Here is a 15,696-nt window from a genome sequence, read left to right on the forward strand (position 1 = left end):
TCGCTACGTCTCCAAATCCAATTCCCAGAGTACAACACGTCCCGCCGGCGCCGTCGGTCGCACGGCCAGAACAGCAATCCACGCGCTGCTCTCGCTGGCGTCTGCCGCCGTAATCCCGAGTGCCACCTTGTCATTGTCCGTCGGCGTGATCCCGGACTCGGTCCCGACGAGGATCGTGTGCCGCACCTGCCCCGTGAGCGTTCCAGAGGCGTCGCGAAGCTCGCGCATCGTCTCCACAGCTCGGAGCGTGTGATAGGTCGGAGATCCCGTCGGCGGACCGATCGGGCTCGTCGGCGGGCCAGAGGCGGGCCGGCGGAGGGCCACAGGGTAGCCGCCCGGCTGAGACACGTCACCGACGGACCGGATGGCCTCGTCGACTTCGGCGGCGACCTTCGCCCAATCCTCGCTCACAGGCACGGACTCCTGCCCACGGCCATCAGCGTCGAGAACGGCGCCTTCCGGTCATAGGTGTAGGGTTCAAACATGGCGTCAATCCGGGTCGACACCGGAACCATGCCATAGGGCCCGCGCGCGTCTCCCGTGACCTGCCAGCGGATATTCTGGACCTGAATGAGGACCTTCTGTTCCGCCGGGGTGTAGGTGGTCGAGAAGAAGCCGGCCGTGCCCAACTCGATCCCGGCCGCGACGTAGGTTGCCTCCTCCACCAGCGGGTAGTCATAGCCCTCCGGCTGGAGGATCAGGTCGTAGCGGGGGAGCAGGTTGGCCACATAGCGATCGCGGATGTAGTCGGAGGCGCGGACGAGGGCCGCCGTCGCATCACCATCGCTGGCGTCGGACGGAGCGCTATCGCCCCGTGCCGTCGCCCATGTGCGCCAGTCTGCAATGGTGCCGTACATCGGATCAGCCTTCGGCCTTGTGAGCCTCGACGAACTCCGCCTGCTTCTCGGCGTCCAGGGCATCGAAGCCCTTCACGTCGTCCTCGCGGAGCGACTTGGTCACCTCGACGCCGTCCTTGGTCACGACAAACCAGCCGCGGCCCTTGTCGGCGACGGCATAGCCATCCACCGACTGCTGAACCGGGTTCTCAGCCGGGTTGGTGATCGCGGTCTTGCCGCCCTTCACCGCGACGGCCTTGTTCACCAGGTAGCCCGGAACCTTGTCGCCGGGAACGTCGATCATCGTGCCGACAGGCACCTTCTCACCCTTGGCGTCGAAAACGCCCTTGCGGGTCACTTCCATCTTCATGGTTCGCATCCTCTGCGAGAAATGGGAGGGGCGGAGCGATGGCCCCGCCCGGCTTCGACTAGGTCGAGTGGGCGATGCCGCACTGACCTTCCGCGTCGAACTTGATCTCGAGCGCAGCCGCGGCCATCGTCACGAAATCATAGTCGTCTTCCGGGTTCAGGCGCGTCTGCGCACGGGTGGTCATGGGCATGCCGTTGAGCACCTGGAGCACACGACGATCCTTGACCACAGCGATGATCTCGTCCGCTGCGACCTTGGACGACGGCACCACTGCGGCAACGCCCGAGTCCTCCATGATGCGCTGGGCGATGGTCTTCCCGGCGTAGGACGTGGAGTAGTCGGTCGCGGTCGCATACCGCCAGTCGAGCCAGTTCACGTAGAGCGTCGCCGGCGAGTAGAAGTTGTCGGCGTAGAGCAGGCTCAGAGTGGCGTTGACATCGGCCAGCCATTCCGGACCGGTGCACGCGTTCAGGTCGTTGGTGGTCGAGCGCGTGTTGCGGTTCGGATGGTTGCGCAGCCCATAGAGCTGATCGCCACCGACCACGATGGATGCATCGCCGTCGAGGGTCTGGGTTTCCAGCTCCTCAGCGACCTTGCGCATGGCGTTGGCGCGCGCGGCCGGGTCCAGGTTGAACCCTTCCGTTCGGGCCGCCTCGACCTGGCGCCACCCGTAGCTGAACGTCGAGTCCAGGATGGGCAGCGGCGTGCCGTGGTATTCGAACACAGGCTGGTCGGTGCGGGCCTTGGAGCGGCCGTCGAGCGACTTGTTGACCGAGCCGCTGTCGGAGATGGTCTGGAAGTGATGGACCAGCTTGCCGATCGGCATGGGCGTCGAGACGCTGGCGGACAGGTCGTTGAACACGGCAAGCACATCCCGCTGAACGGTGATGCCTTCCCGGTCCCACTGGCCCCAGACGTCTTTCGGGAGCGGCAGCGCGTTGCCGAGCATGGTTTCCCCATGCGCGTTGGCAAGCGCTGCCTGACGGGCGTTGAAGTCCCGGCGATTGGCCAGGATGAACGCCTGCTGTTCAGGAGTGAATCGCAGCATCGGAGCTCTCCTTATGCGGCCGGGACGGTGTAGGCGTTGGCGATGACCACGTCGGCCAGATCACCAGCGGAGTAGGCGCCGGGGGTGTCGCTGAAGAAGGCGACCACCGGAGTGGCGGCCGTGGCGGCCGTGAGCCGGCCGGCGGCGCCGATGGTGAGCGGCGCATCCTTGGCGTAGGTCGCCGCAGCAAGCCGGGCCTGATAGATCTGCCCCGGCTCCAGATGGTAGGCCACGCCGGTGTCGCCGGACGTGTAGGCCGTGTTGATGTCCTGATCCTTGAACTCCAGGTTCGACAGGATCATGGGCAGCTTGGCGAGCGCCGTGGTGAGCTGCACCAGCGTGGACGCGGCCTCCTCGACGAACGTGCCGGGCAGGTAGGCGCCGGCCACGGTCTTGTCGGAGACGGTGCGGGGCTGCCAGCCAGAAGTGACCGGCCCCCGATAGATGCGGTTTCCAGCCATTTACTTGGCCTCCATGTCGGCGTTGAGGTCGACGCCGTCGAACTCGTCGGCATCGTTGGTGAGCGCGGCCGCACCGTTCAGCCCAGCCGCCTTGCCGGGCTTGGCCTTCTCGGCCAGCTTCCGAGCCGCGTTGAGCGTCAGTTCCTTGGCCGTGTCCTCGTCCATCAGGTTGCCCTTGACGATGGTGTTGATCAGGCCGGCCAGTTCGGCGTCATCTTTCGCCTTCTGGTTCGCCTGGATCGAGGCCAGGTTGTCGGTGAGCGGCTTGACCGCGTTGGCGACAGCATCGCCGATGGTCTTGCCGAGCGTTTCCGCGCTGACGCTTTCCGAGAGGGCGTTCACCTTCTCGGACAGCGCCGTGAACTGCTCATCAGAGACAGCCATGTCGTTCTCCTGATTGTTGAGAGAGGATTCCCGCCCGGTGCCGTTGAAGGCCTCCACGATTGCGGACTTCATGCGATCCCACACACCGGCGTGTTCCCGGCGGGTGAGAGCTTCGACCAGGCGGTGTCCCGCGAAGTCGATCTCCTGGTCCATCATTTCCGTCAGAGACGAATTGATGACCTCGATTTCTTCGGTCTCGCCAGCGGCGTTCACCAGCATGCCGACGCCCTGATCGGGCGTGGCCGCGCCGTCCTCGTTGAGGAGGATGGCGTCGTGGTCGAACGTCATGTTGCGGACGATGAACTTGTGGTCGGAGGCGCCGTTGACGGCCTCCAGCTTGGCGACAAGGCCGGTCGACGTGTGAACCGGGCCGCCCGCCTCGATGGCTGCCAGCACGTCCTTTCCGCCCTGGGTTCGGTTCGCGACCTCGACGTCGATCACCTTGTCCAGAAGCACCCGCCCGCCTTCTCGGCGGACGTTCTCGTTCCATGCGCCGATGTAGCCGATGTTGATCCCCTCGGGATCGCGCGCCGACACGAACTTGCCGTTGACGATGGGGTGACCCAGCGGCGCCGGGGACCGGTTCAGCGTCATGAACGACGACTCAATCTCCGCGGCGGGATACTTGACCCCGTTCATGATCACGTCGTCGGGCAGCGTGGCACTGGGCACGATCATGAGGTCGCGGCCGTGGCGCTTTACCTTGCGCACGGCAGCCGCGTTCATGACCGAGCGAACATTCACTCGGACCGTCTTCACTGGCCTATCTCCGATTTCGTGAGCTATGCGGCGTTGGCCGGCGGGGTGACCGCTGCGGCGCGATCGTCGGCCGTGGTGTCGTCCCGGAAGCGCTCAGCATCCTTCAGAGGCTCGTAGCCGACGGCGCCGCGGATCTCGTCAGGCGTGAACACCCACTCTGCCCGCCCTTCACCGTGCGGCCGACGTTGGCCTCGTTGAACTGGAACATGGTCGGCTGACCGTAGGTCTCCGAATCCTCCTGATCGTCCCATTCCTCGACGGTGAGCTGGCCTTCCCATGCCGGGATAATCTCGACCAGCCCGTCCAGGCCGCCGGGCACCATGTCGACCGGCTCGCGAAACAGCTTACTGTCGCCGAGGCGCAGGATCAGACCGGAGTAGCCGCCCACCAGTGACCGACGGTCCGCCTCAGCCAGGTTCTGCCACAGGCGCAGATCATCGAACCGCTGGCGGATGTCCTGCTCGACACGGGTTTCGTCGTGCTCCTCCTCCTTCTCCAACAGGAACGGATAGTCCTGCCAGGTCTTGAGGATTGTCTTCTCGACGCCTGCCCGGGCGAGCCCGTTGCGGCGGAACATGTCGTAGAGGTTCTGGAAGGTGACCTCGGTCGGAAACCCGAAGTCGCGGTAGTGGTTGTGCTTCGCCTCGGGGAAGTAGCCCGGGAACATGGCCTCCACGCGCCGGTAGGCCGCGTTCACGATCTGCAGAGCGTTCATGCGGCGCGGTGCCTCTTTTTGAGGATCATCATGCTCTGACCGGCGCGCTTGATCAGCGGCGTCACGGCGTAGCGGATCGCATCGATGTAGTGGTTCCAGGCATCGACGACGTCCGGCAGGATGTCCCCGCTCATCCGATCGACCTTGTAGGAGTAGAGGCGCATCTCACGGGCGGTCTCAGTACAACGCGGGTGCACCACGATCCGGCGAAACGAGCGCAGGAAGGCGATGCCGTCCTCCACGCTGCCAGGCCATTTATCGACCGACTCCGACCTGGGTAGACCGTGCCGCTTGATGTGGCTGATCGACTCCGGCCGGGCGTTGTCCCAGCGCGTCACGTAGTCGGCAAAATCTGGGATGCGTCGGGTGATGAAGCCCGCCGTGTCGTCCAGTTCCAGCCCCGTCTTGCCGGCCTCGTATTCCACGTAGAGGCAGTCGCCATGCACCCAGCACCGAACTGCGGCTGTCGGGTCCTGACTAAACCCGAAGTCGCCGCCCTGATACGGCCCCTCCCATCCGTCGGAGGGTTCGAAGTCCGCGACCTCCCACTTGCCGCCAAGGATCTGGACCTCGGAGTTGGTGAGATAGGCCCCGTCCCACACATGGGCGTAGGTGTTGGGGTCGAGCCGCTTTTGCTCGCGCTGGCGAAGCTCCTCTAGGCCGGGCGGGAAGAACGGGTTGTCCTGCCAGTTGAGCGTTGCGATCAGTGCGTTCGCAGGCGGGTCTTTGACGAACCGGAGATCCACCGGAGACCCGTCTAGGCGAGGGTTCCAGATCGGCCATAGCTCCGACCGTGGCCGGCGAAAGACGGTGGCCTCCAGGGCCAACCACGACTCCTCCGGGACGTCCTCCGCTTCCTCGACGATGGTCAGATCGATGTTGGCGAGCGACTTGATCGATTGCGTGTTGCGCCGAAGCCCACGGAAAATGAACTCCGTGCCGTTCTTGCCTCGCAGGTAGTCGCGGCCGACGTCATAGGCGGCGTCGAGCCAAGGTTCGCTTGCAATCGCCGCCTTCAGTTCGGCATGGAAGCTCTCAGCGATCGAGACCTGAAACTCACGAGCGCAGAGGATGCGCAGCGGCTCGGCGTATCCCCAGATCGCTGCCATCTTCGCGGCGTTGAGGCTCTTGCCTGACCCGCGACCTCCCTTGAGCGCCCTGTATTGGACCGATCCGCGCGCCGTGCCGAACACCGGCACCAGCTTCGGAGGGAGCTCAACCGTCGCTGTCGTCATTCCCTGAGCCTGCGGCGACGAGCTTGATCACGCTCGGGCCGATACTGCTTCCGTCAGGATTGCTGAGAGCCATCGACTGCGGTGCCTTGCCAAACGCCCTATCCAGGATCGCTGACGCAGCGGAGACCCGTGCGGCGGCCGGTGCGCCATCATCGGCGTGGATCGTGGCCAGCGTGGCCAGAGCATCATCGGCGTACTCGCGCGCCATCTCGGAGATGGTTGCTCGCGTCTTTGCCGTGGCCCTGTTTCTTGCCCCCTTCGGCCTTCCGGCGCCGGGGCGCTTCCCGCCTCTATGCGCCATTTGATTTCCCTGATTGGTTTTTCAAACCGGTCGTGCCGGAGCCTTGCCCTGACACTTCGGGCACTGGCACTCGTCCCCGGTGTCTTGATCGTGACGGGCGGCTCGGATGAGGCTGTCGCCGGCTGCGGACATCTTCGCCTCTCGGAATGAGAAAGGCCGCCACCCCTTTCGAGATGACGGCCTCGCGTCAATGCTGGCGTTACCAGCGCGTTACATGACAACCTCCATCGGGGGTAAGTCACGAAGGCCACAGACGGGCCGCTATCAATGCCCTGATTGTGCCTGAAACGCTGGAGTCTGGCAAGTTGAAAGGGCCACCTTCTCTGAAGCTCTTTGCATTTTCTGCAATTTACTCGGAGATGACGGCCCTGTCCGGCGGGGCGTGCCTGCCGGGGAATTTCAAGCGGGCCCCACGCTACCGGGGCTCCTTGGCGATGTCTTAGGCTACGGGCCGGCCGACCCGAGTTAGCCTTTGGCTTTCACCGGCAGCCACTACCGCGCTTCCTGCTTTCAGCGCCGCCGCTTGAACTGATCCGGTGCGGTGGGGCCTGCGGGAACCCCACAATGCGCTCCAGGCTTTCGCCTGTGCTACGGCCAGCAGAATATCACCGTGTCACGCACCGGATCAGAACGCCCAGCCAATAGCTAGCTGAGCTGGGCGCAATCTTTTCACTGTGAATTTAAGACCCGAAATTACGCAGCCTTCCCGATGCTGTCAAGCCCATAGTGCGCGGAAAGAGCATCAAGCCCGGCCTCGATCATGGCCATGTTCCGATCAGCCAAATCGCAGTCCGAGATAGTCAGCATCGTGACCACGCGATAGACGTCCCGGCCGGCGTCTTTGAGCGCGCCTGCGGCCCCGAGGAAGCGCTTCACCGCAGCAACGTCCTGATCGCTGTCCGGCTCATGGCTCACCCGCTCCCCGTCGACGATGACCTTGCCGAGGATGGACCGCGCAACGTCCGGCGCGCCACAGATCCGCAGATAGGCCCGGTGCTGCTTCGCGTAGAGCCTGCCCGCTTCGAAGCGGCGCATCCACCGATCCGAGCTGGCGTGCCGCAGGTACAGGCGCCCTAGTGCGCTCTCGAACCGCGGGTCAATCGCATTGCTCGAGGTAGCCCCGTGATGAATGATCCGCTGTGCCTTGACCACGCCCTGGATATCCTCTCGCCTTGCCGCCGTGTCCCGCTGGACTTTTCCATTGGGCTCACGGGATTTCATGCTCCGCTTGCGTCCGCGCCTAGCCATGGCTACTCAGCCGCCTCCTGATCGTGTGGTTGTGGGTTCTCGCGTCGGTATCGCTCGACAAACTCCCAAGGCACCGTCGTGTCCCTGAGATCCGGCGCCGGCCCGTACGCATTCCACGGCCAGTAGCCGTTGGCGTGCCAGCCCTGGAGCGCTGGAAGGAGCTCGTCGTAGGTCCACGATCGCTGGTCTGCCGGCGACGCCGTCGCCGCCGTCCTGGAGGGCTTCACGCTACCGTGCTCGATCGCCGTGCGGATCCAGTTCCGCCACGTCGCCTGCCAATCGGCCTTGGTGGCCCCCTGCCCGGTTTTGGCGTGCCAGTAGTCCCGGAACTTCGCAGCCTCTCGCCTGATATCGTCGGCAGAGGCGCCAAACTCCTGCATGGCCCAGTCGCCCCAGGGCTTGGGAAGGGTCCAGTCTGCTGGAAGGCGTGAGCCTCGCTTTGCCGGCGAAGCGCGCTTCGGGCGCGCGTCAACAAACGAAGGTTCGTTAGAACCGTAGTTTGTTGTTCTTTCTGCCTCTGCTTCTGGCTTTGGCTTATGGGGCTTATCCTCAAGGTTAAGCCTAGGGTTATCCGACGGGTGATTTCCCTTTTGTTTGCATAGGGTTGGGTTGCCCCCTTCTTTGCCATTTTTTCGCGCAATCCGCGACTTTTTTTCATCCCGAACCATTCGCCGGGAATAGATGCGGCCTTTGGCGTCGCGGGAAAAGACGCCGTTAGAGGCTAGCTCTGAGAGCAGCGTTTCGATCTCTTGCTCGCTTGAACCGACGAGGCGGGCCATGTCGGCAGGAGAAAGAGAACGTCCGGCTGCAACCAGGTAGCCCTTCGGGTTCGCTTTCGCGCAAACGCAAAGGACACGCATCCACAGTCCCTGCGCAGCCAGGCTGCACAGTCTCAGTGCTGGGTCGGTTTCCCAGTCATTCCAGAAAAACTTGCCCCATGGGTTGCCTGACATTACGCCCCCTCATCTCGGATGGCGTTGCAGGCGACATCGATAAACAGATCCACCCGCCCTTCGGCACCGGATCGGTTCTTTGCGATGATCACCTCCAGGAGGTTCGCGATGCTCTCCGCTACGGGGTTCCCGGCCTTGTGCTCGTAATAGGCCGGCCGATAGAGGAAACAGACCGCATCGGCGTCCTGTTCGATTGCGCCACTGTCGCGGAGGTCGGAGAGCACCGGGCGCTTGTCCTCGCGGCTCTCGACCTGACGGGAGAGCTGGCAGAGCAGGATGACGGTGATGTCCATCTCCTTCGCCAGCGCTTTAAGCGCTCCGGTGATCTCTCCGATTTCATCGACCTTCCGGCCCTTGTAGCGATCGCTGGCCTGGACAAGGCCGAGATAGTCGATCACCACTGCCCCGAGGGGTTTGCCCTCCTGTCGGCACCAGTCCGCAAAGGTACGGGTCGACGCGATGATGTCTGTGATGCCCAAACCGCCGCGCGTGTCGATATGGAGCGGAAGCCCCGAAAGCTGCTCATGGCAGGCCGTGAGGCGTCGCTGTTCGGCTTGCGATAGCTGCCCCTTCATGATGCGGCTGAAATGGATGCCCTGGACCGGGTGCCACATCTCGTTTGCGACGAGCCGGGCCGTCACCTGGGTTTGCGACAGCTCCAGGCTGTAGAGCGCCACGCCCCTTCCCTGGTGGGCAATGGCGCGCGCGGCGCATATCGCCTGCACAGACTTCCCCATGCCCGGTCGACCGGCGAAAACGACGAGTTCCCCCTTCCGGTAGCCGCCAAGCTTCGCGTCCAGAAGCTGCAGCCCGGTCGAAAGCGTACCGTCGGAATAGTCTCCCAGACCGATTGCTTCGATCCGGCTGTAGAGTGCGTCGATTGCCTTCGAAACGAGCGCGCGGTCGCTGTCCTGCCCCCGCATGCGGGACACGATGGACTCGTAATCTCCCTGGTGGCGATCGAGGGCCTTGCGGTCGTTCACATCCCGAACGCCCTTGGCGACCACCGCGGCAAGCTCGCTCCAGTGCCATTCTGTGATAAGGTCGGACGCGAGGTTCGGCACGTTGATGAGCGAGACGAATTCCCGGATCAGGCAGAACAGCGACTTCGCATCCACACCCTCGGCACGCGCCGCAATGGCAAACGGGGTTGGCGTTTCCTCCGCCTCGAGGCACGTCATGAACGCCTTAAGCACCTTCGCTGCCCACGGGTCCGGGAAATGCTCCGGCCGCAGGAACGACAGCTCTCCCCACACCTCCGGGTCGGACAGGAACGCCCCGAGCAATTGCCGCTGCGCATAGAGGATGTGGGGGCGCTCGACCTCGTCGGCCTGGGCGATTGAAATGACGTTCATCGCGCGATCACATCCCTTCCGGGAGGCGATAGCCGCGGGCCCGCAACTCGGCGGCGCAGGTGCGGACGAGCGCCGACGCTGCTTCGTCCCCAGCCTTCAGCAGCCGTTCGATCTTCTGAACGGCATAGAGGACGGTGGTGTGGTCTCTGCCGTCGAATTTCTTCGCGATGACAGGATACGAATGCGGCGTCGTCGCCTTTGCGATGTACATCGCAACATGGCGCGGGAGGACGATCTCGCGGGCGTGCCGATGGGAGACGATGTCGCTGAACGAGACACCGCTCTCAACCGAGACGATCTGAATGATCACCTCGATTGTCGGGAGCCTATTGACCTCTGAAATGCGAGGCCGTGTCCAGTCTGGCACCTCTAGGCGCTCACTGCCCCTGATCCGCACATGCGACCACAAGAACCCCTTTTCCTCGCTCGTGAGCCTGTCAGCCCCTTCGAGCCTCCGAAGGCGCACCTTCCGTTCGTCCGCAAGCCTGCGAGCCGTCTCCGTGATCATCGGTGCATACGCATGGGCGTTCACGAAGCCACCTCCTTCCGGTGATCCGAAAGGGCAAGCACGACAGCGCGAACACCATGGGCGCCCGCCACACGCTGCCGGATGAAGTCCCGGCCTCCAGTGGCGAGCCAATCCCGGCAGACGGACGGGTCGAACAGCTTGCGGCTGGACGTGCCGTTGCGCTGGATGTGCACGGTGACGCCGCGCTGCCGATGGATTTCGCAGAGTGAAGCGGAGACGGCGTTGATGGGGCCACGAAGCCCCCTCCGATCACCGACGCCTGCCAGTGACATGACCTCTCCTGCGGTCAGCCCGGTATCTGCCGGATGCCGCGGCGCGAGGTGCGCCATCATCTCCGGCAGAATGCGCGCCACGGTGTCAGCGGCGGCCCGTGACGCGATCTCTGCGATGCGGGCGTAGTCGATGGCCTGGGGTGCGCCAGTGGCCACGTAGGCCCCCGTCTTGCGGATTGTCGGCAGGACTTCCGACGTCACCCAGCGTTTGAACCGCTTCGCCTCCGGTTTCCGGCTGGTGAGGATCAGGGAATAGAGGCCGGACTCGTTGATGATAGTGACGTTCTGTGGGCCACCAAGGGTGTCCACTACTACCGACCCCCTTTCGTCGGGGTCCAAGCGGGCGGCCGCATCCCTGTGCTTGCTGATTTCCAAAATCCGGCAAACGTCGGCGAGGACGAACCAAGGCTCTCCGCTATCGGAGGGAACCGTGCGGACGGCCTGCCCATCGAAGTCGAACGGGACGACGCCACGGGCAGGCTGGGGCTCCGGTGCGGGCGGGGGCACGTCCAGATAGAGGCGCCCGTTGTCGACGTCGGCAGCGGTATGATGGTTGATCTTCAGCTCACGGCCGCGCCCCGGTTCCATCCGAAGGGCCTCGATGCCGCGCTCCAGCTTCTTCGCATGGGTGACATGGCTACGGCCCCGCGTCGAAGGCGTGCAGGCGAAGTGAAACTTGACCTTCCAGCCGTTCACTCCGAAGCCGATGTACGGGTGCGGACGGCAGTCCTCGACGGTCCAGCCCTCGATGCGCTCGGCCTCGAGCACGCGCTCCAGAGCCTTGTAGACGTCGCCGTTGCGGATTTTGGAGAGGGTGTCCTTGCTCATGGCGCCTACTCCGCAGCCATGAGGGACGCGGACTCGATGTCGATCTGCCCGGTGTAGCGCTCGACAGCCTGCACACGCTCCGCAGTCGTCATGCCGAGCGCGTGCATGTAGAGGTCCAGCAGCTGCTCTTGCTCGGACCGCTCCGCCGAATCCTGCTTCCGAAGGCGAACCACTTGCCGAATGATTTTGCTGTCGTATCCGTTCGCCTTGGCCTCCGCGTAGACATCCTTGATGTCGTCGGCGATGGTCTGCTTTTCTTCCTCGAGCTTCTCGATCCGCTCGACGATCGCCCGGAGCTGATCGGCTGCAACGCCGCCTGAAACGTTCTCGTAGGTCATTGGTCAGTCCCCCTTCATCACCACGGCGGTCAGGGCGCTGCGCATCCGCGCGAGAGCCCTTTCCGCCTGATGGATTTCTTCGATCAGAGCGGCGGCTTCGGTGGCGTCGACTTCGCCGTCTGCCATTGCCTCTGCCAGCCCGATTTCCACATCGCCGCCCTCCCGAATGAAGGTGGTGAGGTAATCAATCCAGTTGGCGTCTTCTCTCCCGTGCTGGGGGCAGCGCTGGAGAACGTGCCCCTGGAGCCGGGAAAGGCGTTCCGTCACCGGGGCCATGCCACAGGACCGCTCAAGGTCCATCACCACGTCGATGGTCAGGAAGCTGTCGTGGAAGTTGGACGTGCAGCGCTGCAACTGCGAAGGCGAGATGCGGGTCCGCTCCGCCGAAGCGTCGAGCCCGCCGTTCTCCTCCACCAGACGCCGGCTCGCGTCCTTGAGGGCCTTGTATTCCACGACGGAGAGAGCGCGGGCGTCGATGTTCACGGTGCGTCCTCTTCGACGGGGCGGGTGAATGAAAATTCCCGGTGACGGTCGCTATCCCGCGTCGCATCATTCCTGCGACCAAGGGGGCCAAACCGATGGATCCAGTGACACGCCAGCAGCCCGACGAAGGCCAGCGACGCCAGAAGCTCCAGATAGTCGGAGGTCTCGACTACGCCGGTCATGACGCGGCCTTGAAATCTGACGGGGCCCGGCCGGACGTGGGGGAGGAAGACCGGGCCCCGTTCCCGTCGCGCATTGCGGGGGAGGACCGCCGCGCGCCGGAAACTGCATTCGGGAAAGCCGTCCGGGAGGTCATGGCCGAAGCCAAGCCGGACGAAGACGGGATCGTGTCGATCTCGCTTGTGGGGATACTGGACCGCGCCGTCGCGAAGATGCGGGCAGCGGCATACGACAGCTCGGCAAACTCGTGATCGGTGCGGAGGGAATGGTGCTCGCGGTGGGAGAACATCAGAGCACCGCCCATACGTGGTGCGCGAGGATCAGTCCTGCGCCGACCCATGCAACGGCAGCGGCGCCGGCTGGCTGACCGGATCGGATGGACATGCCAGCTTGGTTCGCCGACAGCGCGAAAATGAACATCCAGACGACGATTAGATCAGTGCTGCTCATCGGTCAGTCCTCCGCCCGGCCGGAAAGACGCCCGACGCGAAGGCACTCAACCGTGAGCGCGACAATCGCGGCCGTCAGAAACGGAGCGGCGATCCAGACCAGTACCGAAGGGAATTGTCCAGCGAACGTCATGATCCAAACCTTCCGTCCATTACTGGCTGGTCAACCTGTTCGATGAACATCTGACGAGCCTGCGGGGATGACTTGTTCCAGAGCCGAAGGAGGGCTTCGACTTGATCTGCGATCATTTCTTGATTGCTCTTCGGAGCGGTGCGGCGCGCGGCCTCATGCCGGATCACGTCGGCCTGACGGTCCGGGGCAGCCTTGGCGGCCTCCAGAAGGATGACGTTGTTGTCGTCGACCCCGACCTCACGGGCCGCAGCCTTGGCCTCGTCTGTGAGAGATGCGACCTTGACGGCGCGACGGGCTGCGGTGCGTTCAACGCCGAGTTCCCGCGTTGCAGCGCTGAGTCCGCCCTCTGGGCGACCTCCCTGAGGTTTCTGGGCGACTTGCCCAGAAACCTTCTGATCCGTCAGTTCGACCCATCGAGCGATCTGCTCTTGCCGCTCCAAAGCCGTCAGCTCGGAGCGGTGCAGGTTCTCCGAAATTTCCCAGAGTTCAGCGTCGGTGTCATCGCACTCGACAAGGTAGGCGTCGATCTTCTCCCAGCCGAGCTTCTTGGCTGCGGCAAGACGATGCGCTCCCGTGACGAGAACAATGCTATCATCGGCGCTTCCATCTTCAGACGGGCGGTTAGCGAAATAGCGAACCGTCACCGGAATACGAAGGCCGATTGCCGACATGGAGTCAGCAATTCTGGAAACCGCATCCGGGCTGACTGGTCGGCGACCGGGCATTGCCTCGATATCGTCGACCGCGATCTGGGAAATTTTCCGGTCCATGACGGATTACGCCGCGACCTTCGGCAGAGAGCCGGTCCGCATAACCCGCTTGATGCGGCGGTTGGCCCGGTACGCATTCCAGCCATGAAAGATCAACTCGATCTTGTGCTCGGGTCGAAGGCCCCGCTCAGCAATAAGACGCTCACCGAGCCTGTCGAGCGCGGACCTGTCCAGACGCGCACGGTGTTTCTGACCGTGCCGTGGCACCTCCGGGACCTCTCCGAATGGCGCGATCAGAATTGCCGCGTCCACGTCGACGCGTGGATGGAGCACGGCGATCTGGAATGGCGGATCGCGATGATCTGCCCGGCCGATGACGACGGGTTCGAGGAGTGGGGAGAGGGTTCGTCCTCTGCCGCTCAGAAGCTCTTCTACCGGCATCGCGAGACCATCGGGAACGACCCCGGTTTCGAAACCGCAGTATCAGACGCCGCCCACGAGGCCGGCATTACCGAAGGGGAAGCAGCGTGAGCGAGAAGAGGAAGATCCCGAACATCGACCCTGAGTTCATCGTCATTACTGCATATGCATGGATGAACAGCGGCGGCTTTGGCATCGGATACGCTTGGGACGGAGAGCGGTTTAATAATCGAAATGACGCCATCAAGCACGGATGGAAACTCCGCGAGTCAGACGACTTCAACATCGCCCAAACCTATGGCGATGACCTGATCTGGTTCGGCTGGATGGACCGCCGGCTCGATGAGGACGAGGCGTCCATGCGCGAAATCGCAGAGGCCATCGGCCTGACCTTCGATCCGCGCTGGTATTCCCTCGATTTTTCTAAGGCGACCGGTCAGCCGATCGGATGGCGCACGGAGCCCCAGTCATGACCACCGCCACCACCCACACGATCGACATCCCCGCGTTCATCGAGTTCTGCCGGAGCAAGCCGGAGGGGGAGAAGTATTCGTTCGGCAGCTGCACAAATTGCGCCTTGGCGCAGTTCGGAAGGTCGAAGTATCCGAACGCGGATATAGATGCTGGAGCGCACGGCTTCGGTGACGAAAGCTTCGAGTGTGAGCTGCCTGTGGAACTCCACGATGCGGAAAAGAACCCCGTCATCGCCGAACCCCACACCTTCTCCGCCCTCGCCGACCGCCTTGCGGAGCTGGGCCGATGAGTGGGACATGGCGAAATCTGTCCAACCGATTTGGCTCTGGTGAGGAATACCTCCTCGGCAAGGTCGTCGTCGGGTCCGCGTTTTACAACGCCTTGGCCCAGCGCGATGACCCCTTGAAATACGCGATCAAGGTGCGCCTGCCGGGCGTGACACCGAAGGATGACGGGTTCTCTAAGATCGAAGCCGCAAAGGAGCGCGTCGAGGAAATCGTCTCTGCTTGGTGCATCCGCGCTGGTCTGGAGGAAAGCCGATGAGCGCGCACACCGAGGGGGATCTGAAGCAAGACGCGAACTTTCCGTACCATGTGCTCGATGCGGCTGGGATGAGTGTCGCGTCTGCTCACGGGCGTACTTTGGAGCAAGCCCGCGCCAACGCCTCCCACCTCGCCCTGTGCTGGAACACGCACCCGGAGCTGGTGGAGGCGCTGACGAAGCTCGAGAAGTCCGCGTCTGAAGTGGCCCGGCATGGAGCAATACCCGGATCTCAGTGGGTGAAAATGTCCACTGACCTGCTGCTTGCCCGCGCCCTCCTCGCCCGCATCCAGGAGACAAAGTCATGAGCGGCCGGGCGCAGTTCATTCTTCGTTCGAAGGTCTATCAGACCCCGGTTCACAGAGGCGACGGATACGACTGGGGCGGCGATTGGATGGTCACCATTGGCGGTCTGGCCATCAACTTAGGTGGCGGGGATGAGGCGAAAGAAATCGCCCACCTGATCGCGGCAGCTCCTGACATGCAGGACGCTCTGGAGACGGCACGTCCGTACGTCGCATCAGCGGAGGAAGGCCGGTTTGCCAAAGAGGATTCGGCAGAGATCGACGCCGCCCTCGCCAAGTCGCGAGGCGCCATCCCCATCGACCACGAGCTTGACGGAGACCCGTCCGGCTCCGCTCTGGAGGGCCAGAACGATGAATAAGGCGCACCCGA

The 15,696-nt window shown here is 63.6% G+C and carries 25 protein-coding genes; 7 read left to right on the forward strand and 18 right to left on the reverse strand.

Going from position 1 to position 15,696, the window contains the following annotated elements; all coding sequences use genetic code 11:
- Positions 1 to 3 precede the first annotated feature (3 nt).
- The 16 genes from ACSSVZ_RS02650 to ACSSVZ_RS02725 form a co-directional block, all read right to left on the reverse strand.
- Entirely contained in the window at positions 4 to 411 is a 408-nt protein-coding gene (locus tag ACSSVZ_RS02650; protein WP_453968107.1) for a hypothetical protein, read from the reverse strand.
- Complete coding sequence (locus ACSSVZ_RS02655) at positions 408 to 857, reverse strand: hypothetical protein (protein ID WP_453968108.1); 450 nt, start codon at positions 855 to 857, stop codon at positions 408 to 410. The genes ACSSVZ_RS02650 and ACSSVZ_RS02655 overlap by 4 nt, the downstream gene beginning before the upstream one ends.
- A 4-nt stretch (positions 858 to 861) precedes the next feature.
- Complete coding sequence (locus ACSSVZ_RS02660) at positions 862 to 1,206, reverse strand: hypothetical protein (RefSeq protein WP_453968111.1); 345 nt, start codon at positions 1,204 to 1,206, stop codon at positions 862 to 864.
- Between the two features lie 58 nt (positions 1,207 to 1,264).
- A complete protein-coding gene (locus ACSSVZ_RS02665; RefSeq protein ID WP_453968113.1) occupies positions 1,265 to 2,254 on the reverse strand; it encodes a major capsid protein in 990 nt (329 codons plus the stop codon).
- Between the two features lie 11 nt (positions 2,255 to 2,265).
- Positions 2,266 to 2,715 (reverse strand): hypothetical protein, encoded by a 450-nt coding sequence (locus ACSSVZ_RS02670; protein ID WP_453968114.1) that lies wholly within the window; start codon positions 2,713 to 2,715, stop codon positions 2,266 to 2,268.
- Positions 2,716 to 3,858, reverse strand: a complete 1,143-nt coding sequence (locus ACSSVZ_RS02675; protein ID WP_453968115.1) for a hypothetical protein — start codon at positions 3,856 to 3,858, stop codon at positions 2,716 to 2,718.
- 103 nt (positions 3,859 to 3,961) lie between these two features.
- Entirely contained in the window at positions 3,962 to 4,573 is a 612-nt protein-coding gene (locus ACSSVZ_RS02680) for an anti-CBASS protein Acb1 family protein (protein WP_453968116.1), read from the reverse strand.
- On the reverse strand, positions 4,570 to 5,808 hold the full coding sequence (locus ACSSVZ_RS02685) for a PBSX family phage terminase large subunit (protein WP_453968117.1): 1,239 nt from the start codon (positions 5,806 to 5,808) through the stop codon (positions 4,570 to 4,572). The genes ACSSVZ_RS02680 and ACSSVZ_RS02685 overlap by 4 nt, the downstream gene beginning before the upstream one ends.
- Entirely contained in the window at positions 5,789 to 6,016 is a 228-nt protein-coding gene (locus ACSSVZ_RS02690; RefSeq protein ID WP_453968119.1) for a hypothetical protein, read from the reverse strand. Before ACSSVZ_RS02690 ends, ACSSVZ_RS02685 begins: the two co-directional genes overlap by 20 nt.
- A 786-nt stretch (positions 6,017 to 6,802) precedes the next feature.
- On the reverse strand, positions 6,803 to 7,330 hold the full coding sequence (locus tag ACSSVZ_RS02695; RefSeq protein ID WP_453968120.1) for a hypothetical protein: 528 nt from the start codon (positions 7,328 to 7,330) through the stop codon (positions 6,803 to 6,805).
- Between the two features lie 29 nt (positions 7,331 to 7,359).
- Positions 7,360 to 8,310: a hypothetical protein gene (locus ACSSVZ_RS02700; RefSeq protein WP_453968122.1), complete on the reverse strand. Its 951-nt coding sequence runs from the start codon at positions 8,308 to 8,310 to the stop codon at positions 7,360 to 7,362.
- Entirely contained in the window at positions 8,310 to 9,665 is a 1,356-nt protein-coding gene (locus ACSSVZ_RS02705; protein ID WP_453968123.1) for a replicative DNA helicase, read from the reverse strand. The genes ACSSVZ_RS02700 and ACSSVZ_RS02705 overlap by 1 nt, the downstream gene beginning before the upstream one ends.
- A 7-nt stretch (positions 9,666 to 9,672) precedes the next feature.
- Positions 9,673 to 10,197 (reverse strand): helix-turn-helix domain-containing protein, encoded by a 525-nt coding sequence (locus ACSSVZ_RS02710; RefSeq protein WP_453968124.1) that lies wholly within the window; start codon positions 10,195 to 10,197, stop codon positions 9,673 to 9,675.
- Positions 10,194 to 11,294, reverse strand: a complete 1,101-nt coding sequence (locus ACSSVZ_RS02715; RefSeq protein WP_453968127.1) for a BRO-N domain-containing protein — start codon at positions 11,292 to 11,294, stop codon at positions 10,194 to 10,196. The genes ACSSVZ_RS02710 and ACSSVZ_RS02715 overlap by 4 nt, the downstream gene beginning before the upstream one ends.
- A 5-nt stretch (positions 11,295 to 11,299) precedes the next feature.
- Entirely contained in the window at positions 11,300 to 11,632 is a 333-nt protein-coding gene (locus tag ACSSVZ_RS02720) for a DUF2312 domain-containing protein (protein ID WP_453968128.1), read from the reverse strand.
- A gap of 3 nt (positions 11,633 to 11,635) precedes the next feature.
- A complete protein-coding gene (locus ACSSVZ_RS02725) occupies positions 11,636 to 12,115 on the reverse strand; it encodes a phage regulatory CII family protein (RefSeq protein ID WP_453968129.1) in 480 nt (159 codons plus the stop codon).
- A 95-nt stretch (positions 12,116 to 12,210) separates the two neighbouring features.
- Here ACSSVZ_RS02725 and ACSSVZ_RS02730 point away from each other — a divergent pair, with 95 nt between their 5' ends.
- Complete coding sequence (locus tag ACSSVZ_RS02730; protein WP_453968130.1) at positions 12,211 to 12,546, forward strand: hypothetical protein; 336 nt, start codon at positions 12,211 to 12,213, stop codon at positions 12,544 to 12,546.
- 37 nt (positions 12,547 to 12,583) lie between these two features.
- On the opposite strand, the gene ACSSVZ_RS02735 is transcribed toward ACSSVZ_RS02730, so the two are convergent.
- Entirely contained in the window at positions 12,584 to 12,745 is a 162-nt protein-coding gene (locus ACSSVZ_RS02735) for a hypothetical protein (RefSeq protein ID WP_453968131.1), read from the reverse strand.
- Positions 12,746 to 12,873: 128 nt separating this feature from the next.
- Positions 12,874 to 13,647, reverse strand: coding sequence for a hypothetical protein (locus ACSSVZ_RS02740; protein WP_453968132.1), 774 nt, complete (start codon positions 13,645 to 13,647; stop codon positions 12,874 to 12,876).
- 105 nt (positions 13,648 to 13,752) lie between these two features.
- Here ACSSVZ_RS02740 and ACSSVZ_RS02745 point away from each other — a divergent pair, with 105 nt between their 5' ends.
- From ACSSVZ_RS02745 to ACSSVZ_RS02770, 6 genes are read left to right on the forward strand one after another with little or no spacing between them, the layout of a single operon-like run.
- Positions 13,753 to 14,118: a hypothetical protein gene (locus tag ACSSVZ_RS02745; RefSeq protein ID WP_453968133.1), complete on the forward strand. Its 366-nt coding sequence runs from the start codon at positions 13,753 to 13,755 to the stop codon at positions 14,116 to 14,118.
- Complete coding sequence (locus tag ACSSVZ_RS02750; RefSeq protein ID WP_453968135.1) at positions 14,115 to 14,480, forward strand: hypothetical protein; 366 nt, start codon at positions 14,115 to 14,117, stop codon at positions 14,478 to 14,480. The genes ACSSVZ_RS02745 and ACSSVZ_RS02750 overlap by 4 nt, the downstream gene beginning before the upstream one ends.
- Entirely contained in the window at positions 14,477 to 14,770 is a 294-nt protein-coding gene (locus ACSSVZ_RS02755) for a hypothetical protein (protein WP_453968136.1), read from the forward strand. The genes ACSSVZ_RS02750 and ACSSVZ_RS02755 overlap by 4 nt, the downstream gene beginning before the upstream one ends.
- A complete protein-coding gene (locus ACSSVZ_RS02760) occupies positions 14,767 to 15,024 on the forward strand; it encodes a hypothetical protein (RefSeq protein WP_453968137.1) in 258 nt (85 codons plus the stop codon). Before ACSSVZ_RS02755 ends, ACSSVZ_RS02760 begins: the two co-directional genes overlap by 4 nt.
- Positions 15,021 to 15,329, forward strand: coding sequence for a hypothetical protein (locus ACSSVZ_RS02765; protein WP_453968138.1), 309 nt, complete (start codon positions 15,021 to 15,023; stop codon positions 15,327 to 15,329). Before ACSSVZ_RS02760 ends, ACSSVZ_RS02765 begins: the two co-directional genes overlap by 4 nt.
- Positions 15,326 to 15,685, forward strand: a complete 360-nt coding sequence (locus tag ACSSVZ_RS02770) for a hypothetical protein (RefSeq protein ID WP_453968141.1) — start codon at positions 15,326 to 15,328, stop codon at positions 15,683 to 15,685. The genes ACSSVZ_RS02765 and ACSSVZ_RS02770 overlap by 4 nt, the downstream gene beginning before the upstream one ends.
- Positions 15,686 to 15,696 lie beyond the last annotated feature (11 nt).

It is taken from the genome of Amorphus sp. MBR-141 (assembly GCF_053628695.1).

Bases quoted from the DNA above. Each gene is read 5' to 3' on its own strand.
- ACSSVZ_RS02655 (WP_453968108.1), bottom strand. From the start codon at position 857: ATGTACGGCACCATTGCAGACTGGCGCACATGGGCGACGGCACGGGGC.
- ACSSVZ_RS02660 (WP_453968111.1), bottom strand. From the start codon at position 1,206: ATGAAGATGGAAGTGACCCGCAAGGGCGTTTTCGACGCCAAGGGTGAG.
- ACSSVZ_RS02665 (WP_453968113.1), bottom strand. From the start codon at position 2,254: ATGCTGCGATTCACTCCTGAACAGCAGGCGTTCATCCTGGCCAATCGC.
- ACSSVZ_RS02670 (WP_453968114.1), bottom strand. From the start codon at position 2,715: ATGGCTGGAAACCGCATCTATCGGGGGCCGGTCACTTCTGGCTGGCAG.
- ACSSVZ_RS02680 (WP_453968116.1), bottom strand. From the start codon at position 4,573: ATGAACGCTCTGCAGATCGTGAACGCGGCCTACCGGCGCGTGGAGGCC.
- ACSSVZ_RS02685 (WP_453968117.1), bottom strand. From the start codon at position 5,808: ATGACGACAGCGACGGTTGAGCTCCCTCCGAAGCTGGTGCCGGTGTTC.
- ACSSVZ_RS02690 (WP_453968119.1), bottom strand. From the start codon at position 6,016: ATGGCGCGCGAGTACGCCGATGATGCTCTGGCCACGCTGGCCACGATC.
- ACSSVZ_RS02695 (WP_453968120.1), bottom strand. From the start codon at position 7,330: ATGAAATCCCGTGAGCCCAATGGAAAAGTCCAGCGGGACACGGCGGCA.
- ACSSVZ_RS02700 (WP_453968122.1), bottom strand. From the start codon at position 8,310: ATGTCAGGCAACCCATGGGGCAAGTTTTTCTGGAATGACTGGGAAACC.
- ACSSVZ_RS02705 (WP_453968123.1), bottom strand. From the start codon at position 9,665: ATGAACGTCATTTCAATCGCCCAGGCCGACGAGGTCGAGCGCCCCCAC.
- ACSSVZ_RS02715 (WP_453968127.1), bottom strand. From the start codon at position 11,294: ATGAGCAAGGACACCCTCTCCAAAATCCGCAACGGCGACGTCTACAAG.
- ACSSVZ_RS02720 (WP_453968128.1), bottom strand. From the start codon at position 11,632: ATGACCTACGAGAACGTTTCAGGCGGCGTTGCAGCCGATCAGCTCCGG.
- ACSSVZ_RS02730 (WP_453968130.1), top strand. From the start codon at position 12,211: ATGGATCCAGTGACACGCCAGCAGCCCGACGAAGGCCAGCGACGCCAG.
- ACSSVZ_RS02735 (WP_453968131.1), bottom strand. From the start codon at position 12,745: ATGAGCAGCACTGATCTAATCGTCGTCTGGATGTTCATTTTCGCGCTG.
- ACSSVZ_RS02740 (WP_453968132.1), bottom strand. From the start codon at position 13,647: ATGGACCGGAAAATTTCCCAGATCGCGGTCGACGATATCGAGGCAATG.
- ACSSVZ_RS02755 (WP_453968136.1), top strand. From the start codon at position 14,477: ATGACCACCGCCACCACCCACACGATCGACATCCCCGCGTTCATCGAG.
- ACSSVZ_RS02760 (WP_453968137.1), top strand. From the start codon at position 14,767: ATGAGTGGGACATGGCGAAATCTGTCCAACCGATTTGGCTCTGGTGAG.
- ACSSVZ_RS02765 (WP_453968138.1), top strand. From the start codon at position 15,021: ATGAGCGCGCACACCGAGGGGGATCTGAAGCAAGACGCGAACTTTCCG.
- ACSSVZ_RS02770 (WP_453968141.1), top strand. From the start codon at position 15,326: ATGAGCGGCCGGGCGCAGTTCATTCTTCGTTCGAAGGTCTATCAGACC.